This window comes from Gluconobacter sp. OJB (assembly GCF_039638275.1).
GTDB lineage: Bacteria > Pseudomonadota > Alphaproteobacteria > Acetobacterales > Acetobacteraceae > Gluconobacter > Gluconobacter cerevisiae.
Genome location: NZ_JBDIWH010000001.1, coordinates 1,615,283 through 1,634,836 on the forward strand (window position 1 = coordinate 1,615,283; position 19,554 = coordinate 1,634,836).

A 19,554-nucleotide genomic window follows, 5' to 3' on the forward strand; every position below is an offset into this window, starting at 1 on the left:
CGTTAATGGATGATGAAAGGGACTATGATTTGTCGATAAATCTGGAAAAAGCATGAAATTCTGACATCATATGTCAGAAAATCCGAACAGACACACGGAAGACACCATGGACCGGATCGACCTGCTTCGTATTTTCATCCGCGTTGCGGAAAGCGGCAGTTTCACACATGCGGCTGATACGCTCCAGATGCCCCGCTCCACGGTTTCGACCGCCATTCAGGAGCTGGAAAACCGGCTCGACACGCAATTGCTGGCGCGGACGACGCGTTCCGTAAGGCTCACCGATGACGGACAGAGATTTCAGCAGACAGCCCTGCGGCTTCTGGGCGATTTCGAGGAAGCCGAGAACCAGTTCCGGCTTCACAGTTCGGAAACGCGCGGTCATGTGCGGGTCAACCTGCCCAGCCGGATCGGGCGGCTGGTGGTGGCACCCGTCCTGCCCGCGTTTCTGGAGCAGTATCCGGGGCTCAATATCGAGCTCGGCATGACAGATCGCAGTATCAATCTGGCCGAAGACGGGACCGACTGCGTGCTCCGGGTCGGCCCCTTGCAGGATTCCAGTCTGATCGGGCGCAGGCTCGGCCTTCTGCCAGTCTTCAATGTCGCAAGCCCGTCCTATCTGGAGCGTTTCGGCATTCCTCTGACGCCGGATGACCTGTCAGCCCATCAGGCCGTTCTCTATGCCTCGCCATCCACCGGGCGGATCGAGGCATGGGAATGGGAGCGGGACGGACGGGAGGAAAGCCGTGCCGTTCAGGGACGCGTAACGGTGAACAGCGCGGAAGGGGCGGTCGCCTGCTGTCTGGCTGGCCTCGGCCTCGCGCAGTTGCCAGCCTATGATGTTCTTCCTCATCTCCGGCGTGGAGAACTTGTGGACGTACTGCCGCAATGGCGGGCCGCATCCTTGCCGATGACGCTGCTTTTTCCACACAGAAAGCATCTCTCCCGCAGGCTCGAAGTCTTTACGGAGTGGCTGACGGGGCTTCTGGAGCAGCACTGCTTCCCAGTTGAACTCCAGGACTGAACGAAGAAGACAGCTCTTCCCTTTTGGACTTCTGTGGGCCATCTAAAGACAGACTTTTCCAGTCCTGATTGGATCTCCGATGCAGCTTTCCCGCATCTATGCGTCCCTGCCCGAGCAGTTTTCCGCCCCCCTCTCCCCGGCGCCGTTCCACAATCCGCAGATCGTGGCCCTGAACGAGCCCTTGGCGCGGGAACTGGGAATGGACCCGGACTGGCTCCGCAGCCCTCCGGGACTTGCATTTCTGAGTCAGGGAAGCCGACCGGATGGCACACCTCCGGTGGCAATGGCCTATGCGGGGCATCAGTTCGGGCATTTCGTTCCAAGCCTCGGAGACGGGCGGGCGATGCTGGTCGGAGAAGTCACGGATCGGGCGCGGCAGCTTCGGGACATTCATCTCAAAGGCTCCGGGCCGACGCCGTTTTCACGACGCGGAGACGGACGGGCGGCTCTGGGACCGGTGCTGCGGGAATATGTGGTGAGCGAGGCCATGCACGCGCTCGGCATTCCGACCACGCGCGCGCTGGCCGCCCTGACAACGGGCGAAAGCGTGATGCGCGAGACGATGCAGCCCGGCGGCGTCATCGTGCGGATCGCGTCCAGCCATGTGCGGGTCGGGACGTTCCAGTATTTCGCGGCGCAGGGCGACACACAGAGCGTCCGCATTCTCGCGGATCACGTCATCGGGCGTCTCTATCCGGAGCTGTCGGAAGCCGAAAATCCCTACTTGGCATTTCTTGAAGCCGTAACGGCCCGACAGGCGGAACTGGTGGCGCGGTGGATGCTGGTCGGGTTCATTCATGGCGTCATGAACACGGACAACATGTCCATCGCAGGGGAAACCATCGACTTCGGCCCCTGCGCCTTTCTTGACGCTTATGATCCGGCAAAGGTTTTCAGCTTCATCGATCAGAACGGCCGCTATGCCTACGGGAACCAGCCTGACATGGCTTTGTGGAATCTCGGGCGCTTGGCAGAGACCCTCCTGCCGCTCCTGGATTCCAACCACGAACGGGCAGTTGAACAGGCCAAAAGCGCGCTGATGCGTTTTGATGGTGTCTTCAACGAGGCCTATCTCGGTGGCTGGCGCAGGAAGCTGGGGCTGGCCCTTAAAGAAGACGGAGATGCCCGGCTGGCGGGGCGTCTGCTAACGGCCATGCATCGCGGAGAGGCGGATTTCACGCTCACATTCCGCAGGCTTGGGGACGTTGTTCTGAGCGGCCGAACAGAGGACGTCGTGTCGCTGTTCGAGCCGGGTTCAAAAATCGAGGCGTGGATCGGGGACTGGCAGGCACGGCTGGATCGGGAAGAGCGCTCCGCAGAGGCCTGTCACGCCGACATGCAGGCCACGAATCCGCGCATCATCCCGCGCAATCACCGGATCGAAGAGATGATCCGCTCAGCCGTGGCGGGCAATTATGCGCCGTTCCATCGTCTGACCGAGGCTCTGTCGCATCCGTTTGAAGACAGAGCTGACGGGTTCGAAGCCCCGCCGACCGCTCATGAGCAAGTGAAAAACACCTTCTGCGGCACCTGATGCGCCGCAAAAACAGAATCAGGCTGGCTGCGGCGTCAGCATACGGCTGCGGTTGAACAGGCTTTTGACCTGGGCATAAAGCGCCCCGAAATCAGACATGCAGGCATTGTGCAACGCACGCACGCTCTCATGCGTCGCATAAAACCGCAGGGTGTTCAGGCTTCCCGTCATAATGGCTGTCCCCAGAAAGACGCCATCGACATGAATGACCTTGGAACTCAGCATTGGTCTTCAACCTCGTCATGGCTCCCGCGTCGGGAGCACAGAATGTTTCCACGTTCTTTTAGGAACGCGTCACTAACGGGCCTCATGCCACATCGTTGCCTGACAAAACGTGACCCTTTTATGATACGGCGTCCCGCCTGCGGAACGATCCCGCCTTTCTCTATGACGTCACAGGAGACAGGGGGATGGACTCACCCCAAACCATGCGGGAAAACGCAAACCATGCCTCGCACCCCTCATACCGCCGCTGACCTCCCCCATCTGTGGCTGCCCTACACACAGATGCAGACTGCCCCCTTCCCCGTGAAAGCCGCCCGCACATCCGGCAGCCGGATCACGCTTGCGGACGGGCGCGAGCTTGTGGACGGCGTGGCGGCGTGGTGGACGGCGTGTCACGGCTACAGCCATCCGCACATCCATGAAGCGCTGGTCCGTCAGGCCGGGCAGATGCCGCATGTGATGTTCGGAGGCATGGTCCACGAACCCGCCATCCATCTGGCCGCGCGGCTGGCGGCGCTGCTGCCGGGGGATCTGGAGCGCGTGTTTTTCACCGATTCCGGATCGGTCGCGATGGAGGTCGCGATCAAGATGGCCGTGCAGTACCACATCAACCGTGGAACCACGGGCCGGACGAAAATTCTGTCCTTCCGCGGCGGCTATCACGGCGACACGCTGGGTATGATGTCCATCTGCGACCCCGAAGAAGGGATGCACAGCCTGTTCGCAGGCGTGTTGCCCGAGCAGGTTCTGGCCGATCTGCCCGTGGATACGGACAGTATGGCGCGGCTTGAAGCTCTGCTGGCGGAACGCGGCGACAGCATCGCAGCCATGGTCACGGAGCCTCTCGTCCAGGGCGCAGGCGGGATGCTGTTCCATGACCCCGAAGTTCTGCGCCGTCTGCGGGCCCTGTGTGACCGTCATGGAATCCTGCTGATCCTCGACGAAATCTTCACCGGCTTCGGCCGTACGGGAACAATGTTCGCCTGCGAACAAGCCGGGATCGTGCCGGACATCATAGCGCTTTCCAAAGCCCTGACAGGCGGCACCATGGCGCTGGCGGCCACTGTGGCCCGGCGGAATGTCTTCGAGGCCTTCCTGTCCGACAGCGCCGGACACGCCCTGATGCACGGACCGACCTTCATGGCCAATCCGCTGGCCTGCGCGGTTGCCAATGCCTCACTGGATCTGTTCGAATCCGAGCCGAGACTGGAACAGGTGGCGACGATCTCGGCCCAGCTTGCGCGGGAACTCGAACCCTGCCGTGCGCTGCCCGGTATGAAGGACGTGCGCGTTCTCGGCGCCATCGGCGTCGTGGAACTTGAGACGCCGGACAACCCGGATGCCCTGCGTCGCGCCTTCGTGGAGCGCGGCGTCTGGATCCGGCCCTTCCGCAACATCGTCTATCTGACGCCCGCCTTCACGATCAAACCTGAAGAACTCACGCGCCTGACGACGGCCATCGTGGACGTGTTGCGGGAGGGCGCATGAGCCTGTTCGACAGCCATTTCACAGCCGCCCTGACCGAACGCGACATCGCCGGTACGCGCCGAACCCTTCGCCCGGTGACACGAAAGGACGGCATGATCGTCCGCGACGGGCGGCGAATGCTGGATGTGTCGTCCAACGATTATCTGGGGCTGGCGGATCATCCGCTACTGCGCGAACGCGCTGCCGACTGGGCGCTGCGTTTCGGCACCGGGGCGCGGGCCTCACGACTGGTCAGCGGAACGCTGGACCTGCACCGGCAGGTCGAGACGAAAATGGCGGCTTTCAAGCGCTGTGAGGACGCGATCCTGTTTGCTTCGGGCTGGCAGGCCAATGCGTCCGTCATGCCCGCTTTGTGTGCCCTGTCGGTCGCTCGGACGGGCGCGCCGATGCTGGTGTTCTCGGACCGGCTGAACCACGCGAGCCTCCATCACGGCTGCGCGGCGGCAGGCGTGCGGCAGATCCGGTTCCGGCACAACGATCTGTCCCATCTGGAAAGCCTGCTGAACCGCGAGGCCGAAAAGCCCGGACTGCGAATGATCGTGACAGAGAGCGTGTTCTCCATGGACGGAGACCGGGCGGACGTTCCGGCGCTGCGAGCACTGGCGGACCGGGCGGACGCGTTCCTTTATATTGATGAGGCCCATGCAACCGGCGTTCTGGGGCCGAAGGGTCGCGGACTGTCCTGCGGAATGGCCGATCTGACGATGGGAACGTGTAGCAAGGCGCTGGGCGGGATGGGCGCCTATGTCGCGGGCTCGAAACCGCTCTGCGACTATCTGGCGAACCATGCGTCGGGCTTTATCTACAGCACGGCCCTGCCCCCTGCGGTTCTGGGGGCGATCGATGCGGCGCTGGACGTCGTGCCGAGTCTGGATGAGGAACGCGCCCGGCTGCTCGGACAGGCGGAACGGCTTCGGACCACGCTGCACGATGTCGGGCTGTCCACGGCGGACTCCACGACACAGATCGTGCCGGTGCTGATCGGGGAATCCGAACGCGCCATGACGGTGGCCGCCCGACTTGAGGACGCCGGGTTCCTGACCGTAGCCATTCGCCCGCCGACGGTTCCAGCGGGAACCGCGCGGCTGCGACTGGCGCTCCATGCCGGATTGGACGATGCAGCAATCGACCGCCTCGGGCAGGCCGTCATCGCTCTGACAAGAGACGTTGCATGACACGAGCGCTCTATCTTGTGCATGGCTGGGGCTTCGATGCGTCTTTCTGGGCACCACTACTGGCGCATCTGCCGGATGTGAGCGCGCAGGTCGTGGATTGCGGATATTTCGGCTCCGAACATCGCCCTTCCCTGCCCGACACACCTTATCTGGTGATCGGACATTCCGCCGGATCGCTGGCGCTGCTGGGGCAGGATCTGCCGGGATGTGACGGGCTGGTGTTTTTCAACGGTTTCTCACGTTTTACTGCCGCATCGGACTTCCCGAATGGTACGCCGGAGCGGGTTCTGACGCGGATGCGCGCACGCCTGAAGCGCGATCCGGTTGCCGTGCTACACGATTTTCGCGCTCTTTGCGAAACGGATGCGCCCCTGCCCGGCACGCCGGATGCTGAAACACTGGACCGGGGGCTGGAGGCGCTTCAGCAGCAGGACCATCGGGCGCAGGCAGCCGACTGGGGAAACAGGCTGCACTGGATGACGGGCACGGACGATCCGTTCGGGGCCGCGCAGGCTGGGTTTACATCGCCGGGAGAACGGGTTGCGGGCGGCCATCTCCTGCCCCTCACCCATACCGAACTCTGTGCGGAGTTCGTGCGAGGGAGACTTGATGACGCGTCCTGACGCCCCCCTGCGCCGCGACAGCATCGCCGCGCGGTTCGATGCAGCGGAGGCCTATGACGCCGCCGCCCATATCCAGCGTCGCTGCGTCACAGCGCTGATGGACCGCATCCGGGAAGAAATGGCGGAACACGCGCCTGTCTCCATTCTGGAATTCGGGTGTGGAACGGGTTTTTTAACGGCTCAGCTTGCTGGACATTTCCCGCAGGCCAACCTGCTGGCGAGCGATCTGGCTCCCGGTATGATCGCACGGACACGCCAGAATCTATCAGGCGCGAACATCCATTTTCACGTCATGGACGCCGAACATCCGGACGTGTCGGGGCCGTTCGACCTGATCGCCTCCAGCCTGTGTCTGCAATGGTTTTCAAACCGGGCCGAGGGGTTGCACAGGCTCTGCAATCTCCTCGCGCCAAGAGGGCGGCTCATGGTTACGACGCTGCTGCAAGACAGTCTGGACGAGTGGAAACAGGCCTGTCTGGCGGAGGGCGCGCCTTGCGGCGTGCCTGATTATCCGTCCGTATCGACCATGCAAGCCGAATGGCCCAGTAGTGGTGTCGGATCGTGGGACGTGCTGACCTTGCGCGATCCTGTTGGCAGCGCGCGCGAGTTCCTGCGCGGTCTGCGGCAGATCGGGGCGTCTCTGCCCCGTCAGGACAGTACTCCCGCCAGCATCGCCGCCCTGCGTCGCGTCATGCAATATTTTGACCGCACGAGCTCCGACGTGACCTATCAGATCGGCATCGGGACGTTTGTGAAATCTGGAGAAGGAGTACGGCCATGAGTTCTCAACGCGGTGTCTTCGTCACGGGAACGGACACCGGAATTGGCAAGACACTTGTCAGCGCCATTCTGTGCCGCGCCTGGAACGCCACCTACTGGAAACCGCTTCAGACCGGTCTTGCGGATGAGGATGGCGACACACCGACCGTGAGGGATCTGGCCGGTCTGGAGCCGTCCCGCATCGTCCCCCCCGCCTACGCGTTTCAAGCGCCCCTCGCTCCGCTGGCAGCAGGCGATCTGGAAAACGTGACGGTCAATCCGGGGCGGCTCGTCCTGCCTCAGGTGTCGGAACCGCTTGTCGTGGAAGGCGCGGGCGGACTGATGGTCCCGGTGCGGGAAGACATGATGATCGTGGACCTGATCGGACGTCTGGCCCTGCCCGTTGTTCTGGTTACGCGCAGCGGGCTGGGAACGATCAATCATACCCTTCTGAGCCTTGAGGCCCTGCGTCGGCGGGCCATTCCGGTTCTGGGCGTGGTTCCGGTCGGGCCGCCCAATCCCGGCAATGAACGCGATGTTGCGCGCTTCGGCAAAACGCCTATCCTGTTCAGGATTCCGCAGCTTGATGCGATAACGGAAACGGTCGTCTCTGAATTATCGGGGCACGTTCCGTCACTTGATGTCTTGCAGCAACAGATTTCACAATAATGTGTCATCTGGGACGTGTGCCATAAAAAGGCCGCGTCAACCTTTGTGAAATAGCATCCTCACCATAGAAGGACTCTTCGCAACGAAAGGCTTCCGGCGTATCGCTGGATAAAGTGGGCTTCGTTCCGAAGACGCCGACAGAAACTGGGATATTGGGAAAAGTATGAGTATCCTGCGCCGTGATCTGGTCAAGCTTGGGGCCGGACTGACCCTTTTGGGAACAGCCACCCGTATGGCACATGCCCAGTCCACAGCTTCCTCCCCCGCTCCGTCGGGTGCAGCCCCAAAAGGTGCTGTCCCCCCGCCTGCACCGCAGCCGACGCCTTTTGACGACGGTACGGTCCGGCTTCTGGCGCAGCGCCTGTCGAAGAAAGCCTATTCCCCGCCGTCCCAGACGCTGCCCAGTGCCATTGCGAACATGGATTTCGACCAGTTCCGCAGCATTGCCTTCAATCCGGACAAGGCCCTGTGGCACGGCCAGAATCTGGCGTTCGACGTGGAGTTCTTCCCGCGCGGCTTCCTCTACAAGCCGCGGATCGGCATGAACGAAGTCACGGGCGGACAGTCCACCCCCATTCCCTACGACCCCGACGCCTTCACCTATGCCAACCCCGTTCTGCGCGTCACAGACGATCTCGGCTACGCAGGCCTGCGTCTGCGCTATGCCATCAACACGGCAGGCATGATGGAAGAATGCGCGGTCTTCCTTGGCGCATCCTATTTCCGGGCCGTGGCCAAAGGCCAGAATTACGGTCTGTCAGCCCGCGCTTTCGCAAACGGCACCGGCAATCCCAAGGGCGAGGAATTTGCACTCTTCCGGGAGTTCTGGATCGAAAAGCCCGAACCGGGCGTGGAATCCATCGTCATTCATGCCCTGCTCGACAGCCCGTCGCTGGTCGGGGCGTTCCGCTTCACCATTCGTCCGGGCGATACGACTGTCTTTGACGTCCAGTCCTCTCTTTTCCCGCGTCAGGATATTACGGAATCCGGCATCGCCCCCCTGACGGGCATGTTCTATTTCGACGCAAACGCCCGCAATCACGTCGATGACTGGCGACCGGCCGCGCATGACAGTGAGGCCCTCCAGATCTGGACGGGTGCCGGGCAGCAGCTCTATCGCCCCCTCACCAACCCGACTGACCTTCAGTTCTCGGCCTTCGCAGACAGCAGTCCGCATGGTTTCGGCCTGATGCAGCGCAAGCGCTCGTTCCATGATTACGAGGATCTGGCGCTCAACTACCAGAAACGCCCGTCTCTCTGGATTGAACCCATCGGCAACTGGGGCGACGGCGCCGTCGATCTTGTGGAAATCCCGACCCCCAACGAGGTGAACGACAACATCGTCTCGTTCTGGCGCCCCAAACAACCCATGAAGGGTGGTCAGGAATACAGCTATATCTACAGGATGTACTGGGGCTGGGACACGCCCTGGCCGACCCAGATGGCGCGTATTGCGGCCACGAGAATCGGGAGTGTAACCGACCACCCCGAAGCACGCTTCTTCGCGATCGATTTCACGGGTGCCCCCTTCCAGAACGTGCCGCAGGGCATGAATTTCCATCTAATCACGCAGGCTAGCCCCGGCACGATCCGCAATGTCGTCGTCGAGCCAAACCCGGAAATCCAGGGCTGGCGCGCCACTTTCGAGTTCGTACCAGGCGACGCAAAGACGTGCGAACTTCAGGCTCAGCTCGCCAATGATCAGGGCCCGGTTTCAGAAAAATGGATGTATCGTTGGACGCCGTGACCGAATTTTCTTCTAACGCCACCCCGGAAGCTGCTCCGTTCCTGCCGCCTGAAGCACCGCTGGCGATGAAGCCGCAAAACCTTCATCAGCAGCCGGACCGTCATGGGCGGCCCTTTGATCCTCTGCCGACGACGCCGTCTTTCCTGTGGGCGCGCCGCCTGTTCGTCTTTGGTGGCGCGATGCTGCTGACGGGCTATGGAATTTACAGGATCAATCAGGTTTTCAACTCGCTGGGCGTCTCGGCGCTTGGTGTTATTATCCTGATCCTGTTCGCCATTCTCGCCTTCTGGATCGCGCTGTCCTTCATGTCCTGCCTCGGCGGTTTCTTCTCACTGATGCTGCGCGGTGGTCTGGGGCTCGGCATCCATCGGACCGGGCCGCTGCCGGAACTGAAAAACCGTACCGCCGTCCTGATGCCAACCTACAACGAGGACCCGATGCGCGTTCTCGCGGGTCTGCGCGCCATTCATGACAGCATTCTGGCGACGGGACAGATTAACGCCTTCGATTTCTTCATCCTGTCCGACACGACCAATCCGGACGTCTGGGTGCAGGAAGAGCGCGCCTTTCTGGAGTTCCGCAAAGCCACGAATGGCGAAAAGCGGGTCTTCTACCGCCGCCGTCACAAGAATACAGATCGCAAGGCCGGCAATCTGGGTGACTGGGTGACGCGGTTCGGTTCGTCCTACCAGCAGATGCTCACGCTCGATGCTGACAGCGTGATGGATGGCAGCCTGATCGTCCGGATCACGGCGGCCATGGAGCAGCATGATGGCGTAGGGCTGATCCAGACACTCCCGGTCATTGTGGGTGGTCGCACGCTTTTTGCCCGGATGCAGCAGTTTGCCGGTCGCGTTTATGGGCCGCTGATCGCGCATGGCATTGCCTGGTGGCACGGCTCGGAAGGCAATTACTGGGGCCATAACGCCATCATCCGCACGCAGGCCTTCGCCGAACAGGCTGGTCTGCCGCATCTGAAGGGCCGTGCGCCGTTTGGCGGCCATATCCTCAGCCATGACTTTGTAGAAGCCGCGCTCATGCGTCGCGGAGGCTGGGCCATTCACATGGTGCCAGGCCTGTTCGGCTCCTACGAAGAAAGCCCACCCTCACTGACAGATGTTGCCATCCGCGACCGCCGCTGGTGTCAGGGAAACCTGCAACACAGCAAGATCCTCGGCACGAAAGGCATGCACTGGGTCAGCCGTGTCCATATGCTGACGGGCATCGGGTCCTACATCATGTCCCCGCTCTGGCTGCTGTTCCTTCTGTTCGGCATCCTGATTTCGCTTCAGTCGCATTTCTATCATCCTGAATATTTCGGCTCGACCCCCACGCTCTATCCGCACTGGCCGCGTGTTGATCCGGTGCAGGCCAAGCTCGTCTTCATCGGAACGATGGGCATTCTGCTCGCACCGAAGGCTCTGGCGTTCATTGCCATGCTGTTCGATCGCGCGGCCCTGAAGGGTTCTGGTGGCGTTTTCCGGCTTGCGGTCTCTATCGTGCTCGAAACTCTGATTGGTGGCCTGATCGCGCCGATTGCCATGCTGATCCAGACATCCGGCGTGATTTCGATCCTGCTGGGCCGGGATTCGGGATGGAATGCGCAGAACCGTGACGATGGCAGGGTTTCGCTGAAGGAAGTGGCCCACGGCTACTGGATTTACACCGTGTTCGGCCTGCTTCTGGCCATTGCGGCATGGTCAGTCTCACAGGCGCTGTTCCTGTGGATGACACCGGTGCTGCTGGGGCTGGTTCTGGCCATTCCTCTGGCCGCACTGACGGCGAGCCGGGACGTTGGTCTGGGCCTGCGCCGCGCAGGGCTTCTGCTGATCGAGGAGGAAACCGCCCCTCCGCCGATCCTTCAGCTTGCTGCCGCAAACGATACCGCACGTGAACGCGCCGCCCATGCTCCCGATGCTCCGCCGGAAGAAGCCTTCGCCGCACTGCGCGAGAACGCTACCCTCCTCGGCGCCCATGAAGGCGCGCTTCCCCCGGCCCGCAGCCCGGGCAGCCCGATTGACGCGCATCTTCTGGTGGGCCTGCTCAAGCTGCGCGAGGCTCCGTCCCTTCAGGTCGCGCTGGAACGTCTCTCCCGTCAGGAAAAAGCGGCGGTTCTGGGAAGTGCCGAAGGTCTGGCACTCATGGAAAAACTCGCCGCCTGAAGAACTACAGGACATCACGACACAAAAAACGCCCCGGCCATTACAGCCGGGGTGTTTTTTATTGCAGACCCGTAGGCCGTATCAATTACTTGAAAGACTGGGCTTTCTTAACAAGGTCGTTGCACGTCGTAACGCGCTTGTCCTTGGAAAGCGTGCCGATATCAAAGACGTTACCGTCCGTCATCTGAAGCAGGCCCTTACCGCCCAGCGAGTAGAACTCGTCGCTGTGAACATCCGGACGCTTGGCGATCTTGCGAGCCGCGACGATCGGCGATGTTCCGAGCACCAGCTTGTGTTGCGTACAGTAGTAGGTCAGACCGGCGATATTGCCTGCCTGTGCGCCCTCAATGGAGGGAAGGCCATCGGCACCCAGTACACCCGGCGACGCCGCGCTCAGGACATTCTTACCGCCTGCAACGGCCTGAACATGAGCGCCGGGCAGTCGTGCCTGCGTTCCGGCGGGAATGGTCGTCACAGGGCTGCTCTGCGGGATCGGCGGAACAGTCTGAGCCACGGCAGCGCCGGAAATGCTCAGGCCAGCGGCGGCAAGAACAGCAAAATACTTGCTTGAAATCATGATACTCTTCTTTCCACATCACAGGATGTCCTGTCTGCACCCCAAAAGGAGAAACAGAATTCATCCGGTCTGGAACATCCTGAAGAATGCTCCGTTGCCCTGAATAACACTTGAGACCAGTCGTAGTTTCTTGAGAGGGCTTCTTTTCCAGTCAAAGGCCGATTGAATGCCGGGCGTTTCTGCGTCACAGTTTGGTCATGTCACAGCGCCCCGATGCTCCCTCCGCCGCACCCGTTCCTCCCATCGCCCGTCGTGAGGCGCTGAGCACAACGCAGCTTGGCCGCACGCGGACGGATTCCTATGCCTGGATGAAGGATGAGAACTGGCAGCAGGTCCTGCGGGACCCGTCCGTTCTGCGCGAAGACATCGCCACGCATCTGAAGGCGGAGAACACCTATGCGGAAGCCGTTCTGGCCGGAATGGAGCCGCTGCGCGAGACGCTGCTTCAGGAAATGATCGGCCGGATTCCGCCTGCGGAATCTTCGGTCCCGGTTCCCGACGGCCCGTGGGAATATTCCGTACGTTTCGAAGACGGTGCGCAGCATCCGCTGCGGGTGCGTTCCCCACGCGGCGGCGGAGCGGAGCAGGTTCTGCTCGATGCCGATGCGCTGGCCAAGCAGCATGACTATTACGCGCTCTTACAGACAGACCATTCTCCCGATCACCGCTATTTCGTCTATGCAGAAGACATTCAGGGCTCCGAGGTCTATCGCATTCAGGTCGCGGATCTGGAAACAGAAACGCTCTGCGCCGACCCCGTCCCCAGCACGACGGGCAGTTTCGCCATTTCACCGGACAGCCAGTGGCTGTTCTGGATTTACCGCGACGATAATGGCCGCCCCTCAAAAATCTATCGCCGCCCGCTGACGGGGGGCGAGGATGTTCTGGTCTTCGACGAAACCGATCCGGGCTTCTTCCTGAGCATCGGCGTCAGCGCGTCGCGCAAATGGATCGTCATCGAACGCGGCGACCATGATACGAACGAAACGCTGCTCATCCCGGCTTCCGATCCGACGTCCCTGCCTGTCGTGGCAGCACCGCTGGTACGGGGCGAGCGCTATTCCCTGACGCACTGGAATGACCGCTTCATCATCCTGACCAACGCCGGTGGCGCCGTGGACTTCCAGTTCATGCAAACACCCGACACGGCTACAGGACGCGAGAACTGGACGCCGTTCGTGCCCTACCGTGAGGGTCACTATTTGCTGGGCGCCAGTGCCTCACGCGGGCACCTCGCCTGGGCCGAACGGCGAGACGGGAACATCCATATCCTCGTGGTGCCCGAAGGCACGCAGGGCGATGTCCGGGCGCAGGCGAAAGCCATCGGGATGGACGAAGCGGCCTATGACCTGACGATGCTGGGCACGCTGGAATATGACGCCCCGATCCTGCGCTACATCTATCAGTCGCCCACCAATCCCGCGCACTGGTACGATTACGATATGGCCACCGGCAAGCGCGTTCTGCGCAAGATCCGCGAGGTCCCGTCCGGCCATGATGCAAGCCGCTACGAAACGCGCCGCCTGTTCGCAACATCGCCCGACGGAGCGCAGGTTCCGATTACGGTCCTGATGCGCAAAGGTCAGGTTCTGGACGGCTCGGCACCCCTGCTTCTGTATGGCTACGGCTCCTACAGCATCGCCATGGATGCCGATTTCTCAACGACCGTGTTCAGCTTAGTGGACCGGGGCTGGATTCACGCCATCGCCCATGTCCGTGGTGGCTCCGAAAAGGGCTGGAACTGGTTTCTGGACGGTCGCGGAACAAAGAAGCCCAACACCTTCATCGACTTCATCGCCTGCGCCCGACATCTCGTGTCCGAAGGCTATGGGTCTGCCGGACGCATCGTCGCGCAGGGTGGCTCGGCCGGTGGTCTGCTGATGGGCGCGATTACGAACATGGCGCCGGAGCTTTTCGCGGGCATTGCCGCGCAGGTGCCGTTCGTGGACATGCTCAACACCATGTCCGACATCTCCCTGCCGCTCACGCCGCCGGAATGGCCGGAATGGGGCAACCCGCTGGAAGACACGGCGGCGTATGACCTGATCGCCAGCTACTCGCCGTATGACAACATCGCCGCCAAAACCTATCCGCCGGTTCTGGCAATGGGTGGCCTGTCAGATCCGCGCGTGACGTACTGGGAACCCGCGAAATGGATTGCGAAACTGCGCGAAATCACGTCCGGCGGCCCGTTCCTGTGCCGCATCAACATGGAAGCCGGACATGGCGGCTCGTCAGGTCGCTTCAAGCGTCTGGAAGAAGTCGCCCTCGTCCAGGCCTTCGCCATCTGGGCCATAGAGCACGCTTAAAAAGACCTCGTGAATAAAAGTTTTTGGTGAAGCTTTTTTCCAAAAAGCTTCGACGCTCTCCGCCTTTTTGAAAAAAGGTGGAACCTAAAAACTTCTATTCCAAAGTCCTTATCTGTGGCCGAACAGATGCCGGATGTCGTCACCGAAATGCTGGAAAGCAGCGTGGGTGGAGCGGTGGCGGCGGTTGCCCTCTTCTGACACGACGGTCACGGTAGCCGTCATACCGGCGGCCAGCGTCAGATCATCGGGGATCTTGTCGATCTTCACACGCACCGGAATACGCTGCGCCAGACGCACCCAGGTATAAACCGGGTCCACTTCCGGCAAACCCTGCTTGTTCACCTGCGCGTTGTTGCTGGCAATACCGCGCGTGATGCTTTCAACATGCCCGAACAACGGGTCATGATACCCCATCAGATCCATACGGACGAGATCGCCCTCATCAAGATCATGAACCTTGGTTTCCTCAAAATAACCGTCCACCCAGTAGGAACTGGTGTCGATGATGTGGATGTTGACCACGCCAGCGGTCGCGAAGTCACCGGGACGCATGATGAGGTTGGTCACGATGCCGTCGATGGAACTGCGAACTTCCGTTCGCTCAAGGTTGATTTCAGCCTGACGTTCGGCGGCTTCGGCTGCGGCATACTGGGCCTGCATCTGTTGCGAAAGCGCCTCGTACTGCCGCTTCTCCTCGACTGAAACAGCAGTTCCGGGAATGGCTTTGCGCCATTGGGACTGCACGATACGGAATTCCAGATCGGCCTTGCGCTCGGCCACATGGGCCTTTGCCGTATCAAGTGCCACCTTGAAATCGAACGGATCGATGACGTACAGCACCTCGCCCTTGTGGACGAACTGGTTATCCTTCACCAGAACTTCGGTAATCTGTCCCGAAACGCGCGGCGCGATATTGGCGACCTGCGCACGCACCTGTCCGTTCCGCGTCCAGGGCGAGGCGGTGTAATAATCCCACAGGATGACGACCACGAGAGCCGCCACCACGAGAATGCAGAGCGTGATGGTCAGGCGGATCAGGCGATGGGCACTGGAAAGCACGGGACGGTCACCTTGTATGCGGTTCGAAACAGGAAAAGGTCAGAGGATCAGGGTGTAAAGGCCGATCAGACAGATCAGGATGCCGAACTGGGCCAGCGGCGGGTCCCAGACGAAACGCCACAGATCGAACCAGGCCAGAATCCAGCGCAGAACGGCCAGTGTCAGCAGGGCTAAGGCCAGATTGATGACGAAGGCCGACACCAGCACGCCATCAAGGTCAACGACCTGTGTCGTCACCATCGCTTGCGTCCTATTCCATAATGATGCACGGCCGAGCGGTTCAGGCGCACCATCGTCCGCACCGATTCCAGACCGCCAATACAGTTGATGATCATGGACTGCTCCTCGCGGATACCGTCTGAAAGTCGCTCGTAAAACATGGCTTGAAGCTCGGGAATTTCAGCTTCCAGAAGGCCGAGCCTGTCATGCGCCAGCAGACGCCGCACATGCCGGACCATCGGTTTAAGACCGGGAAGATGCGCGGCCTGATCCAGATAATTCCGGACGCGCGCAATGGTGCTGGAAAAATCTTCCAACGCCACGAAGCGGTTGAAAACACGGCGGGAGCGCAGTCCCGGATCGTGTAGCCGGTCTGTCCACATCAGAAACTGGCTCAAACGCTCGTATTTTCGGCTCAGAAGCGGCGGCCCCATCCGCTCGCCGTGCCCAGCAAGCTGCAGTTCCAGATCATGGGCGATGGAGACCGCCAGCCGAAAGCGGTGCCGTCGTGCGGTCGGCGGCCAGAGCAGCACCAGCAGCACGAAGGACAGCACGGCGGCCATCGCATAAAACGTGTTGCGCGTGATGAAGGCCAGCGGGTCGTAGTTATGATGATTGCCGAGCGCGATGAACACCAAAAAGAACACACCATAATTAAAGCCGATGGCGCTGGTTTTCGGATTCATCAACAGCAGGCAGGAAATCACGGTCTGCGGCAACAGCACCAGTGCAAGGCTCAGCATGCTGCCCACATGCGGCAGGATCATGAAATCCAGCCAGGCCGCCACGAGAATACCGGCAGGCATCCCGATAATGGCGCCCTTGCCAAACTCTGCCGTGTCGATGGCGGTGGAGGCCAGTGTCAGAACCAGTGCCGTCTGGGACAGAGACGTTACGGAGGCCGGGATGCTGGAGCCCAGACACAGCGCCGCTGCAACGCTAAAGCCCAGCAAGACGCGCATGGCATTGATGAACGCCGTCACATAGTCCGGGTTACTCTCAAGCTGCGCCAGTTTGAGCGCATCGCCCGCCGGTGTGGCGCGCAGAAGCGTGTTCATGCCGGTACGGATATGCAGACGGTTACTGAGAAGCGTCGAACAGCGTTCCAGAAACCACGCCTCCCGCGCCGAAGGCACGAAATCCGGATCTTCCGCACGGATTTCGTCCAGAATCGTGTCCATCGTTTCAAGACGAGTCGTGCCGTCCTCGGACCGCTCGTGCCAGGCCCGGACATGCCGGATCAGGAGCTCGGAAATACCGCCGGTTTCCAGAAGCCATGCAATCGCACGGCTCGTGGTCAGAACCGTGAGCATCCCAATAATGCCCAGCCGCGCGCCTGCCATCCGCAGACGTCCGCGCTCGACTTCTGTTCTTGCGTAAGAAATCTGGGTCATAAGCGCGAGAATTTCGCCGCTCAGCCCGATCATTTCCTCAGGCGTGGCGATCGGATCGCCCATAATGGCGGACTTACCGGTCTGGCGGACACGATGCGACAGCGTCTCCATGGCCTTGGAAAGCCTGCGCCACGCTTCGGGCGAGCCGGACAGAATGTTGACGACTGCAATGGACGCAACGCCGATGGCGATGTCAGACGCACGTGCGATGCTGACGGGATAGATGTTCTGCGGATCATCCATCGTCGGGAGCGCTACGAGTGCGACGGTATAGCCCGCCAGCAGAGCGCCATAAGAGCGGAAATCGCGCTCCAGCGACCCCACAAACGCACAGGCCGCAATCCACAGAGCCGCACCGCCCAGAAACAGCGCCCGCTCCTGATTGAACATCGCCACGAGAATGATGGAAACGCTGACGCCGAGCACAGTCCCGGCCAGACGGTAGAACGCCTTGGACAGCGCCTGTCCCCGCAAAGGCTGCGCGAGGATCATGACCGTCACGCCAGCACTGGCAGGCGAATCAAGCTGGGACCAGAAGGCCGTTCCAAGCGCCAGAACAAGTGCAGACCATGTCCTGAGACTGAACTGAACCCATCCGGGGCGGAAGACTGACTGTAGTGCAGCGGTCAAGAGCGATGCCCCTCACCCGACACAGACTTCATCAGAAACAGTCCCACGGCCCTCGTTACCAGAATCAGACTTTAAACCTTAGGGGCGCTTTCGCGGAAAAGTTAGTCCTCGAATCTTCTGGACATGTTTTGACAGACGGCGTTTTCCCTTCTGCTTTGCCGGGAAAAGTTAGTCTTCTTCGTTCGGCAGGGCGTTGCAGGCCGCTGTCAGCTTGGGATCCGGATGCGCAGCGGCCTTGCGGCAGTAAGTCCGTGCATCGGCACCACACATATTCGTGACATCCTCCATTTCAGAGGACAGAACGTCGCGCGCAACACCGATATCCTGATTGTGTTCCGGGTCGATGCCTTCTTCCTTGCTCAGAGCCGTCTGGGCCTGATGCATTTCCTTGAGCGCATTGATGCAGGAGTCGCCTGCCGCATCCGGGTTGGTTTGAAGAACCCGAAGGATCTTGTTGATGGCGAAACCCTGCTGGTTGATCGTCGGATCATCGTCATTGGTCTTGGCATCCCCATCTTCGGCTCTTGCGGCCACGGGCGCGGCAAGAGCAACGGCGAGAGGAAGAAGAGCCAGCAGCAAGGCGGGGCGGGAATGGCGCTTGATCATGAAAGTGACGTTAGGAGAAAATCCCGGCCGGACAAAGACCCTGAACGACGCTGTTGCAGGTTGTTGCAAATCGGCAGCATTAAGGAATTCCGCCATAGACTTGGCTTGTCAGCTTGACTCTACAGGGCGGGATGGGTAATCGGGGCCATTCTTTCGCGGGCGTTCCGGCCCGCTGTCCGGTCCGCAAGGGCCTTACCCGTCGAGAGCCTGATCACCATGAAGATCCGCAACAGCCTGAAGTCCGCAAAGCTTCGTGACAAGGATTGCCGCGTTGTCCGCCGTCGCGGCCGCGTTTACATCATCAACAAGAAGAACCCGCGCATGAAGGCTCGCCAGGGCTGAACCCCTTGGTCTGCCGGATGACGGACGGACGGCGCTGGCTGATGGCTGGCGCCGTTCTGCTTTGTACCCCGGCTCTGACTTTTCTGCCAGTTCAGGCTGCGCCCGCCGCGAATCCTGCCGCGTCCAGCTCCGCAGCCCTCCCGGCTGCCAAACCGCCCGCCTCCTCTTCCCGCCCCCCGCACAAGACGCTCCATGACCGCCTCATGGAAGCAGAAAAGGCGCTCGCCATGGCCGGGAACGAAAAGCAGGCTGGTGAGATCTCCGAACGTGCGGAAGGCCTCCGCAGCCGCGCCCTGACCGGCAGCGTGCAGATGCTCATCAGCGATTCGCATGATGCACTGGAAAAACATGATTTCCAGAAGGCGCAGGATGATCTGACCGCCGCCATCACCATCCAGCCTGACCAGCCCATTCTCTACCGCCAGCGCGCGGCAATCCGGCTGGCAGCGGGGGACAATAACGGCGCGATCGCTGATCTGGGCGTCACCCTTCAGGCCGATCCCGGCGATCCTACGGCGTGGGGTATGCTTGCGGAAGCCGAACATGACCGCCACGAACCCGAGGCCGCCCTACGGGCCTTCCATCAGATGCTGCTTCTGAATCCGAAATCGCCCGATTCTGACACCCAACTCAAAACGCTGGAAAAAGCCCGCGACGGCCAGCAGGACTGACGTCACTGCGCGGTGTCTTCCATGTGCTGCTCTGGCAACCCCTTGTAATGTTGTGTGTTGATCCCCTGATTCCATTTTTCAGGAGATCCTCATGACCAAGCCATCCCCCGCTACCGAAACCGCCATCGCAGATGCCAGCGCCAAGAAAAGCTGCTGCTCCAAGATGAAGACCTGCTGTCAGAAGGCTACGCGCGCCCGTGAAATTGGCCTCGCCGGCATGACGGCCATGGCGACGTTCGGACCCAAGCGTTTCCGCCCGTATTTCCAGCAGATTCTGGCTGTCATCGCGGTCGTCACCGCCTCGGTGGAGTTCTTCCGCAAGCGCAAGGGCTGATTTTCCA

19 protein-coding genes are annotated in these 19,554 nt (G+C 61.0%); 13 read left to right on the plus strand and 6 right to left on the minus strand.

The genetic code is table 11. The features are described from left to right. The first annotated feature begins 106 nt into the window (after window positions 1-106). Window positions 107-1,024, plus strand: coding sequence for a LysR family transcriptional regulator (locus tag ABDK74_RS07400; RefSeq protein ID WP_346003320.1), 918 nt, complete (start codon window positions 107-109; stop codon window positions 1,022-1,024). A 79-nt stretch (window positions 1,025-1,103) separates the two neighbouring features. Then, window positions 1,104-2,558, plus strand: coding sequence for a protein adenylyltransferase SelO (locus ABDK74_RS07405; protein WP_346003321.1), 1,455 nt, complete (start codon window positions 1,104-1,106; stop codon window positions 2,556-2,558). 18 nt (window positions 2,559-2,576) lie between these two features. Here ABDK74_RS07405 and ABDK74_RS07410 read toward each other — a convergent pair whose 3' ends face one another. Beyond that, complete coding sequence (locus ABDK74_RS07410; RefSeq protein ID WP_099285674.1) at window positions 2,577-2,783, minus strand: hypothetical protein; 207 nt, start codon at window positions 2,781-2,783, stop codon at window positions 2,577-2,579. 222 nt (window positions 2,784-3,005) lie between these two features. Between ABDK74_RS07410 and ABDK74_RS07415 the strand changes: the two genes are divergently transcribed. The 7 genes from ABDK74_RS07415 (at window position 3,006) to mdoH (ending at window position 11,406) form a co-directional block, all read left to right on the plus strand. Continuing rightward, window positions 3,006-4,271 carry an adenosylmethionine--8-amino-7-oxononanoate transaminase gene (locus ABDK74_RS07415; RefSeq protein ID WP_346003322.1) on the plus strand — a complete coding sequence of 422 codons (1,266 nt, stop codon included), beginning with the start codon at window positions 3,006-3,008 and terminating at the stop codon, window positions 4,269-4,271. Continuing rightward, complete coding sequence (locus ABDK74_RS07420) at window positions 4,268-5,446, plus strand: 8-amino-7-oxononanoate synthase (RefSeq protein ID WP_346003323.1); 1,179 nt, start codon at window positions 4,268-4,270, stop codon at window positions 5,444-5,446. The genes ABDK74_RS07415 and ABDK74_RS07420 overlap by 4 nt, the downstream gene beginning before the upstream one ends. Then, window positions 5,443-6,069: a biotin synthase gene (locus tag ABDK74_RS07425; RefSeq protein WP_346003324.1), complete on the plus strand. Its 627-nt coding sequence runs from the start codon at window positions 5,443-5,445 to the stop codon at window positions 6,067-6,069. The genes ABDK74_RS07420 and ABDK74_RS07425 overlap by 4 nt, the downstream gene beginning before the upstream one ends. After that, a complete protein-coding gene (locus tag ABDK74_RS07430) occupies window positions 6,056-6,850 on the plus strand; it encodes a methyltransferase domain-containing protein (protein WP_346003325.1) in 795 nt (264 codons plus the stop codon). The genes ABDK74_RS07425 and ABDK74_RS07430 overlap by 14 nt, the downstream gene beginning before the upstream one ends. Continuing rightward, complete coding sequence (gene bioD, locus ABDK74_RS07435; RefSeq protein ID WP_346003326.1) at window positions 6,847-7,497, plus strand: dethiobiotin synthase; 651 nt, start codon at window positions 6,847-6,849, stop codon at window positions 7,495-7,497. Before ABDK74_RS07430 ends, bioD begins: the two co-directional genes overlap by 4 nt. A 163-nt stretch (window positions 7,498-7,660) precedes the next feature. Continuing rightward, window positions 7,661-9,244: a glucan biosynthesis protein gene (locus ABDK74_RS07440; protein ID WP_194253860.1), complete on the plus strand. Its 1,584-nt coding sequence runs from the start codon at window positions 7,661-7,663 to the stop codon at window positions 9,242-9,244. Continuing rightward, window positions 9,220-11,406 carry a glucans biosynthesis glucosyltransferase MdoH gene (mdoH, locus tag ABDK74_RS07445; protein ID WP_346003327.1) on the plus strand — a complete coding sequence of 729 codons (2,187 nt, stop codon included), beginning with the start codon at window positions 9,220-9,222 and terminating at the stop codon, window positions 11,404-11,406. The genes ABDK74_RS07440 and mdoH overlap by 25 nt, the downstream gene beginning before the upstream one ends. Window positions 11,407-11,491: 85 nt before the next feature. Here the strand turns inward: mdoH and ABDK74_RS07450 are convergent, their stop codons facing one another. After that, window positions 11,492-11,983: a DUF2501 domain-containing protein gene (locus ABDK74_RS07450; protein WP_194253862.1), complete on the minus strand. Its 492-nt coding sequence runs from the start codon at window positions 11,981-11,983 to the stop codon at window positions 11,492-11,494. 197 nt (window positions 11,984-12,180) lie between these two features. On the opposite strand from ABDK74_RS07450, the gene ABDK74_RS07455 reads away from it, so the two are divergent. Further along, entirely contained in the window at window positions 12,181-14,292 is a 2,112-nt protein-coding gene (locus ABDK74_RS07455) for a S9 family peptidase (RefSeq protein ID WP_346003328.1), read from the plus strand. Between the two features lie 108 nt (window positions 14,293-14,400). Here ABDK74_RS07455 and ABDK74_RS07460 read toward each other — a convergent pair whose 3' ends face one another. The 4 genes from ABDK74_RS07460 to ABDK74_RS07475 form a co-directional block, all read right to left on the minus strand. Further along, window positions 14,401-15,351, minus strand: a complete 951-nt coding sequence (locus ABDK74_RS07460; protein ID WP_194253864.1) for an HlyD family secretion protein — start codon at window positions 15,349-15,351, stop codon at window positions 14,401-14,403. A gap of 39 nt (window positions 15,352-15,390) precedes the next feature. Continuing rightward, window positions 15,391-15,591: a DUF1656 domain-containing protein gene (locus tag ABDK74_RS07465; protein ID WP_062027417.1), complete on the minus strand. Its 201-nt coding sequence runs from the start codon at window positions 15,589-15,591 to the stop codon at window positions 15,391-15,393. Beyond that, window positions 15,585-17,594, minus strand: a complete 2,010-nt coding sequence (locus ABDK74_RS07470; protein ID WP_194253865.1) for an FUSC family protein — start codon at window positions 17,592-17,594, stop codon at window positions 15,585-15,587. The genes ABDK74_RS07465 and ABDK74_RS07470 overlap by 7 nt, the downstream gene beginning before the upstream one ends. A gap of 168 nt (window positions 17,595-17,762) precedes the next feature. After that, on the minus strand, window positions 17,763-18,200 hold the full coding sequence (locus ABDK74_RS07475) for a hypothetical protein (RefSeq protein WP_194253866.1): 438 nt from the start codon (window positions 18,198-18,200) through the stop codon (window positions 17,763-17,765). Between the two features lie 216 nt (window positions 18,201-18,416). Between ABDK74_RS07475 and ykgO the strand changes: the two genes are divergently transcribed. The 3 genes from ykgO (at window position 18,417) to ABDK74_RS07490 (ending at window position 19,547) form a co-directional block, all read left to right on the plus strand. Then, the gene (gene ykgO / locus ABDK74_RS07480) at window positions 18,417-18,542 is read left to right on the plus strand and encodes a type B 50S ribosomal protein L36 (protein ID WP_194253867.1); all 126 of its coding nucleotides are present in this window, start codon (window positions 18,417-18,419) and stop codon (window positions 18,540-18,542) included. A 17-nt stretch (window positions 18,543-18,559) separates the two neighbouring features. Then, window positions 18,560-19,213 carry a tetratricopeptide repeat protein gene (locus tag ABDK74_RS07485; protein WP_346003329.1) on the plus strand — a complete coding sequence of 218 codons (654 nt, stop codon included), beginning with the start codon at window positions 18,560-18,562 and terminating at the stop codon, window positions 19,211-19,213. A 91-nt stretch (window positions 19,214-19,304) separates the two neighbouring features. Further along, complete coding sequence (locus ABDK74_RS07490; protein ID WP_194253868.1) at window positions 19,305-19,547, plus strand: hypothetical protein; 243 nt, start codon at window positions 19,305-19,307, stop codon at window positions 19,545-19,547. Window positions 19,548-19,554 lie beyond the last annotated feature (7 nt).

Bases quoted from the DNA above. Each gene is read 5' to 3' on its own strand.
- ABDK74_RS07405 (WP_346003321.1), top strand. From the start codon at position 1,104: ATGCAGCTTTCCCGCATCTATGCGTCCCTGCCCGAGCAGTTTTCCGCC.
- ABDK74_RS07440 (WP_194253860.1), top strand. From the start codon at position 7,661: ATGAGTATCCTGCGCCGTGATCTGGTCAAGCTTGGGGCCGGACTGACC.
- ABDK74_RS07425 (WP_346003324.1), top strand. From the start codon at position 5,443: ATGACACGAGCGCTCTATCTTGTGCATGGCTGGGGCTTCGATGCGTCT.
- ABDK74_RS07400 (WP_346003320.1), top strand. From the start codon at position 107: ATGGACCGGATCGACCTGCTTCGTATTTTCATCCGCGTTGCGGAAAGC.
- ABDK74_RS07415 (WP_346003322.1), top strand. From the start codon at position 3,006: ATGCCTCGCACCCCTCATACCGCCGCTGACCTCCCCCATCTGTGGCTG.
- ABDK74_RS07465 (WP_062027417.1), bottom strand. From the start codon at position 15,591: ATGGTGACGACACAGGTCGTTGACCTTGATGGCGTGCTGGTGTCGGCC.
- ABDK74_RS07475 (WP_194253866.1), bottom strand. From the start codon at position 18,200: ATGATCAAGCGCCATTCCCGCCCCGCCTTGCTGCTGGCTCTTCTTCCT.
- ABDK74_RS07450 (WP_194253862.1), bottom strand. From the start codon at position 11,983: ATGATTTCAAGCAAGTATTTTGCTGTTCTTGCCGCCGCTGGCCTGAGC.
- ABDK74_RS07410 (WP_099285674.1), bottom strand. From the start codon at position 2,783: ATGCTGAGTTCCAAGGTCATTCATGTCGATGGCGTCTTTCTGGGGACA.
- mdoH (WP_346003327.1), top strand. From the start codon at position 9,220: ATGGATGTATCGTTGGACGCCGTGACCGAATTTTCTTCTAACGCCACC.
- ABDK74_RS07420 (WP_346003323.1), top strand. From the start codon at position 4,268: ATGAGCCTGTTCGACAGCCATTTCACAGCCGCCCTGACCGAACGCGAC.
- ABDK74_RS07490 (WP_194253868.1), top strand. From the start codon at position 19,305: ATGACCAAGCCATCCCCCGCTACCGAAACCGCCATCGCAGATGCCAGC.
- ABDK74_RS07485 (WP_346003329.1), top strand. From the start codon at position 18,560: ATGACGGACGGACGGCGCTGGCTGATGGCTGGCGCCGTTCTGCTTTGT.
- ABDK74_RS07430 (WP_346003325.1), top strand. From the start codon at position 6,056: ATGACGCGTCCTGACGCCCCCCTGCGCCGCGACAGCATCGCCGCGCGG.
- bioD (WP_346003326.1), top strand. From the start codon at position 6,847: ATGAGTTCTCAACGCGGTGTCTTCGTCACGGGAACGGACACCGGAATT.
- ykgO (WP_194253867.1), top strand. From the start codon at position 18,417: ATGAAGATCCGCAACAGCCTGAAGTCCGCAAAGCTTCGTGACAAGGAT.
- ABDK74_RS07455 (WP_346003328.1), top strand. From the start codon at position 12,181: ATGTCACAGCGCCCCGATGCTCCCTCCGCCGCACCCGTTCCTCCCATC.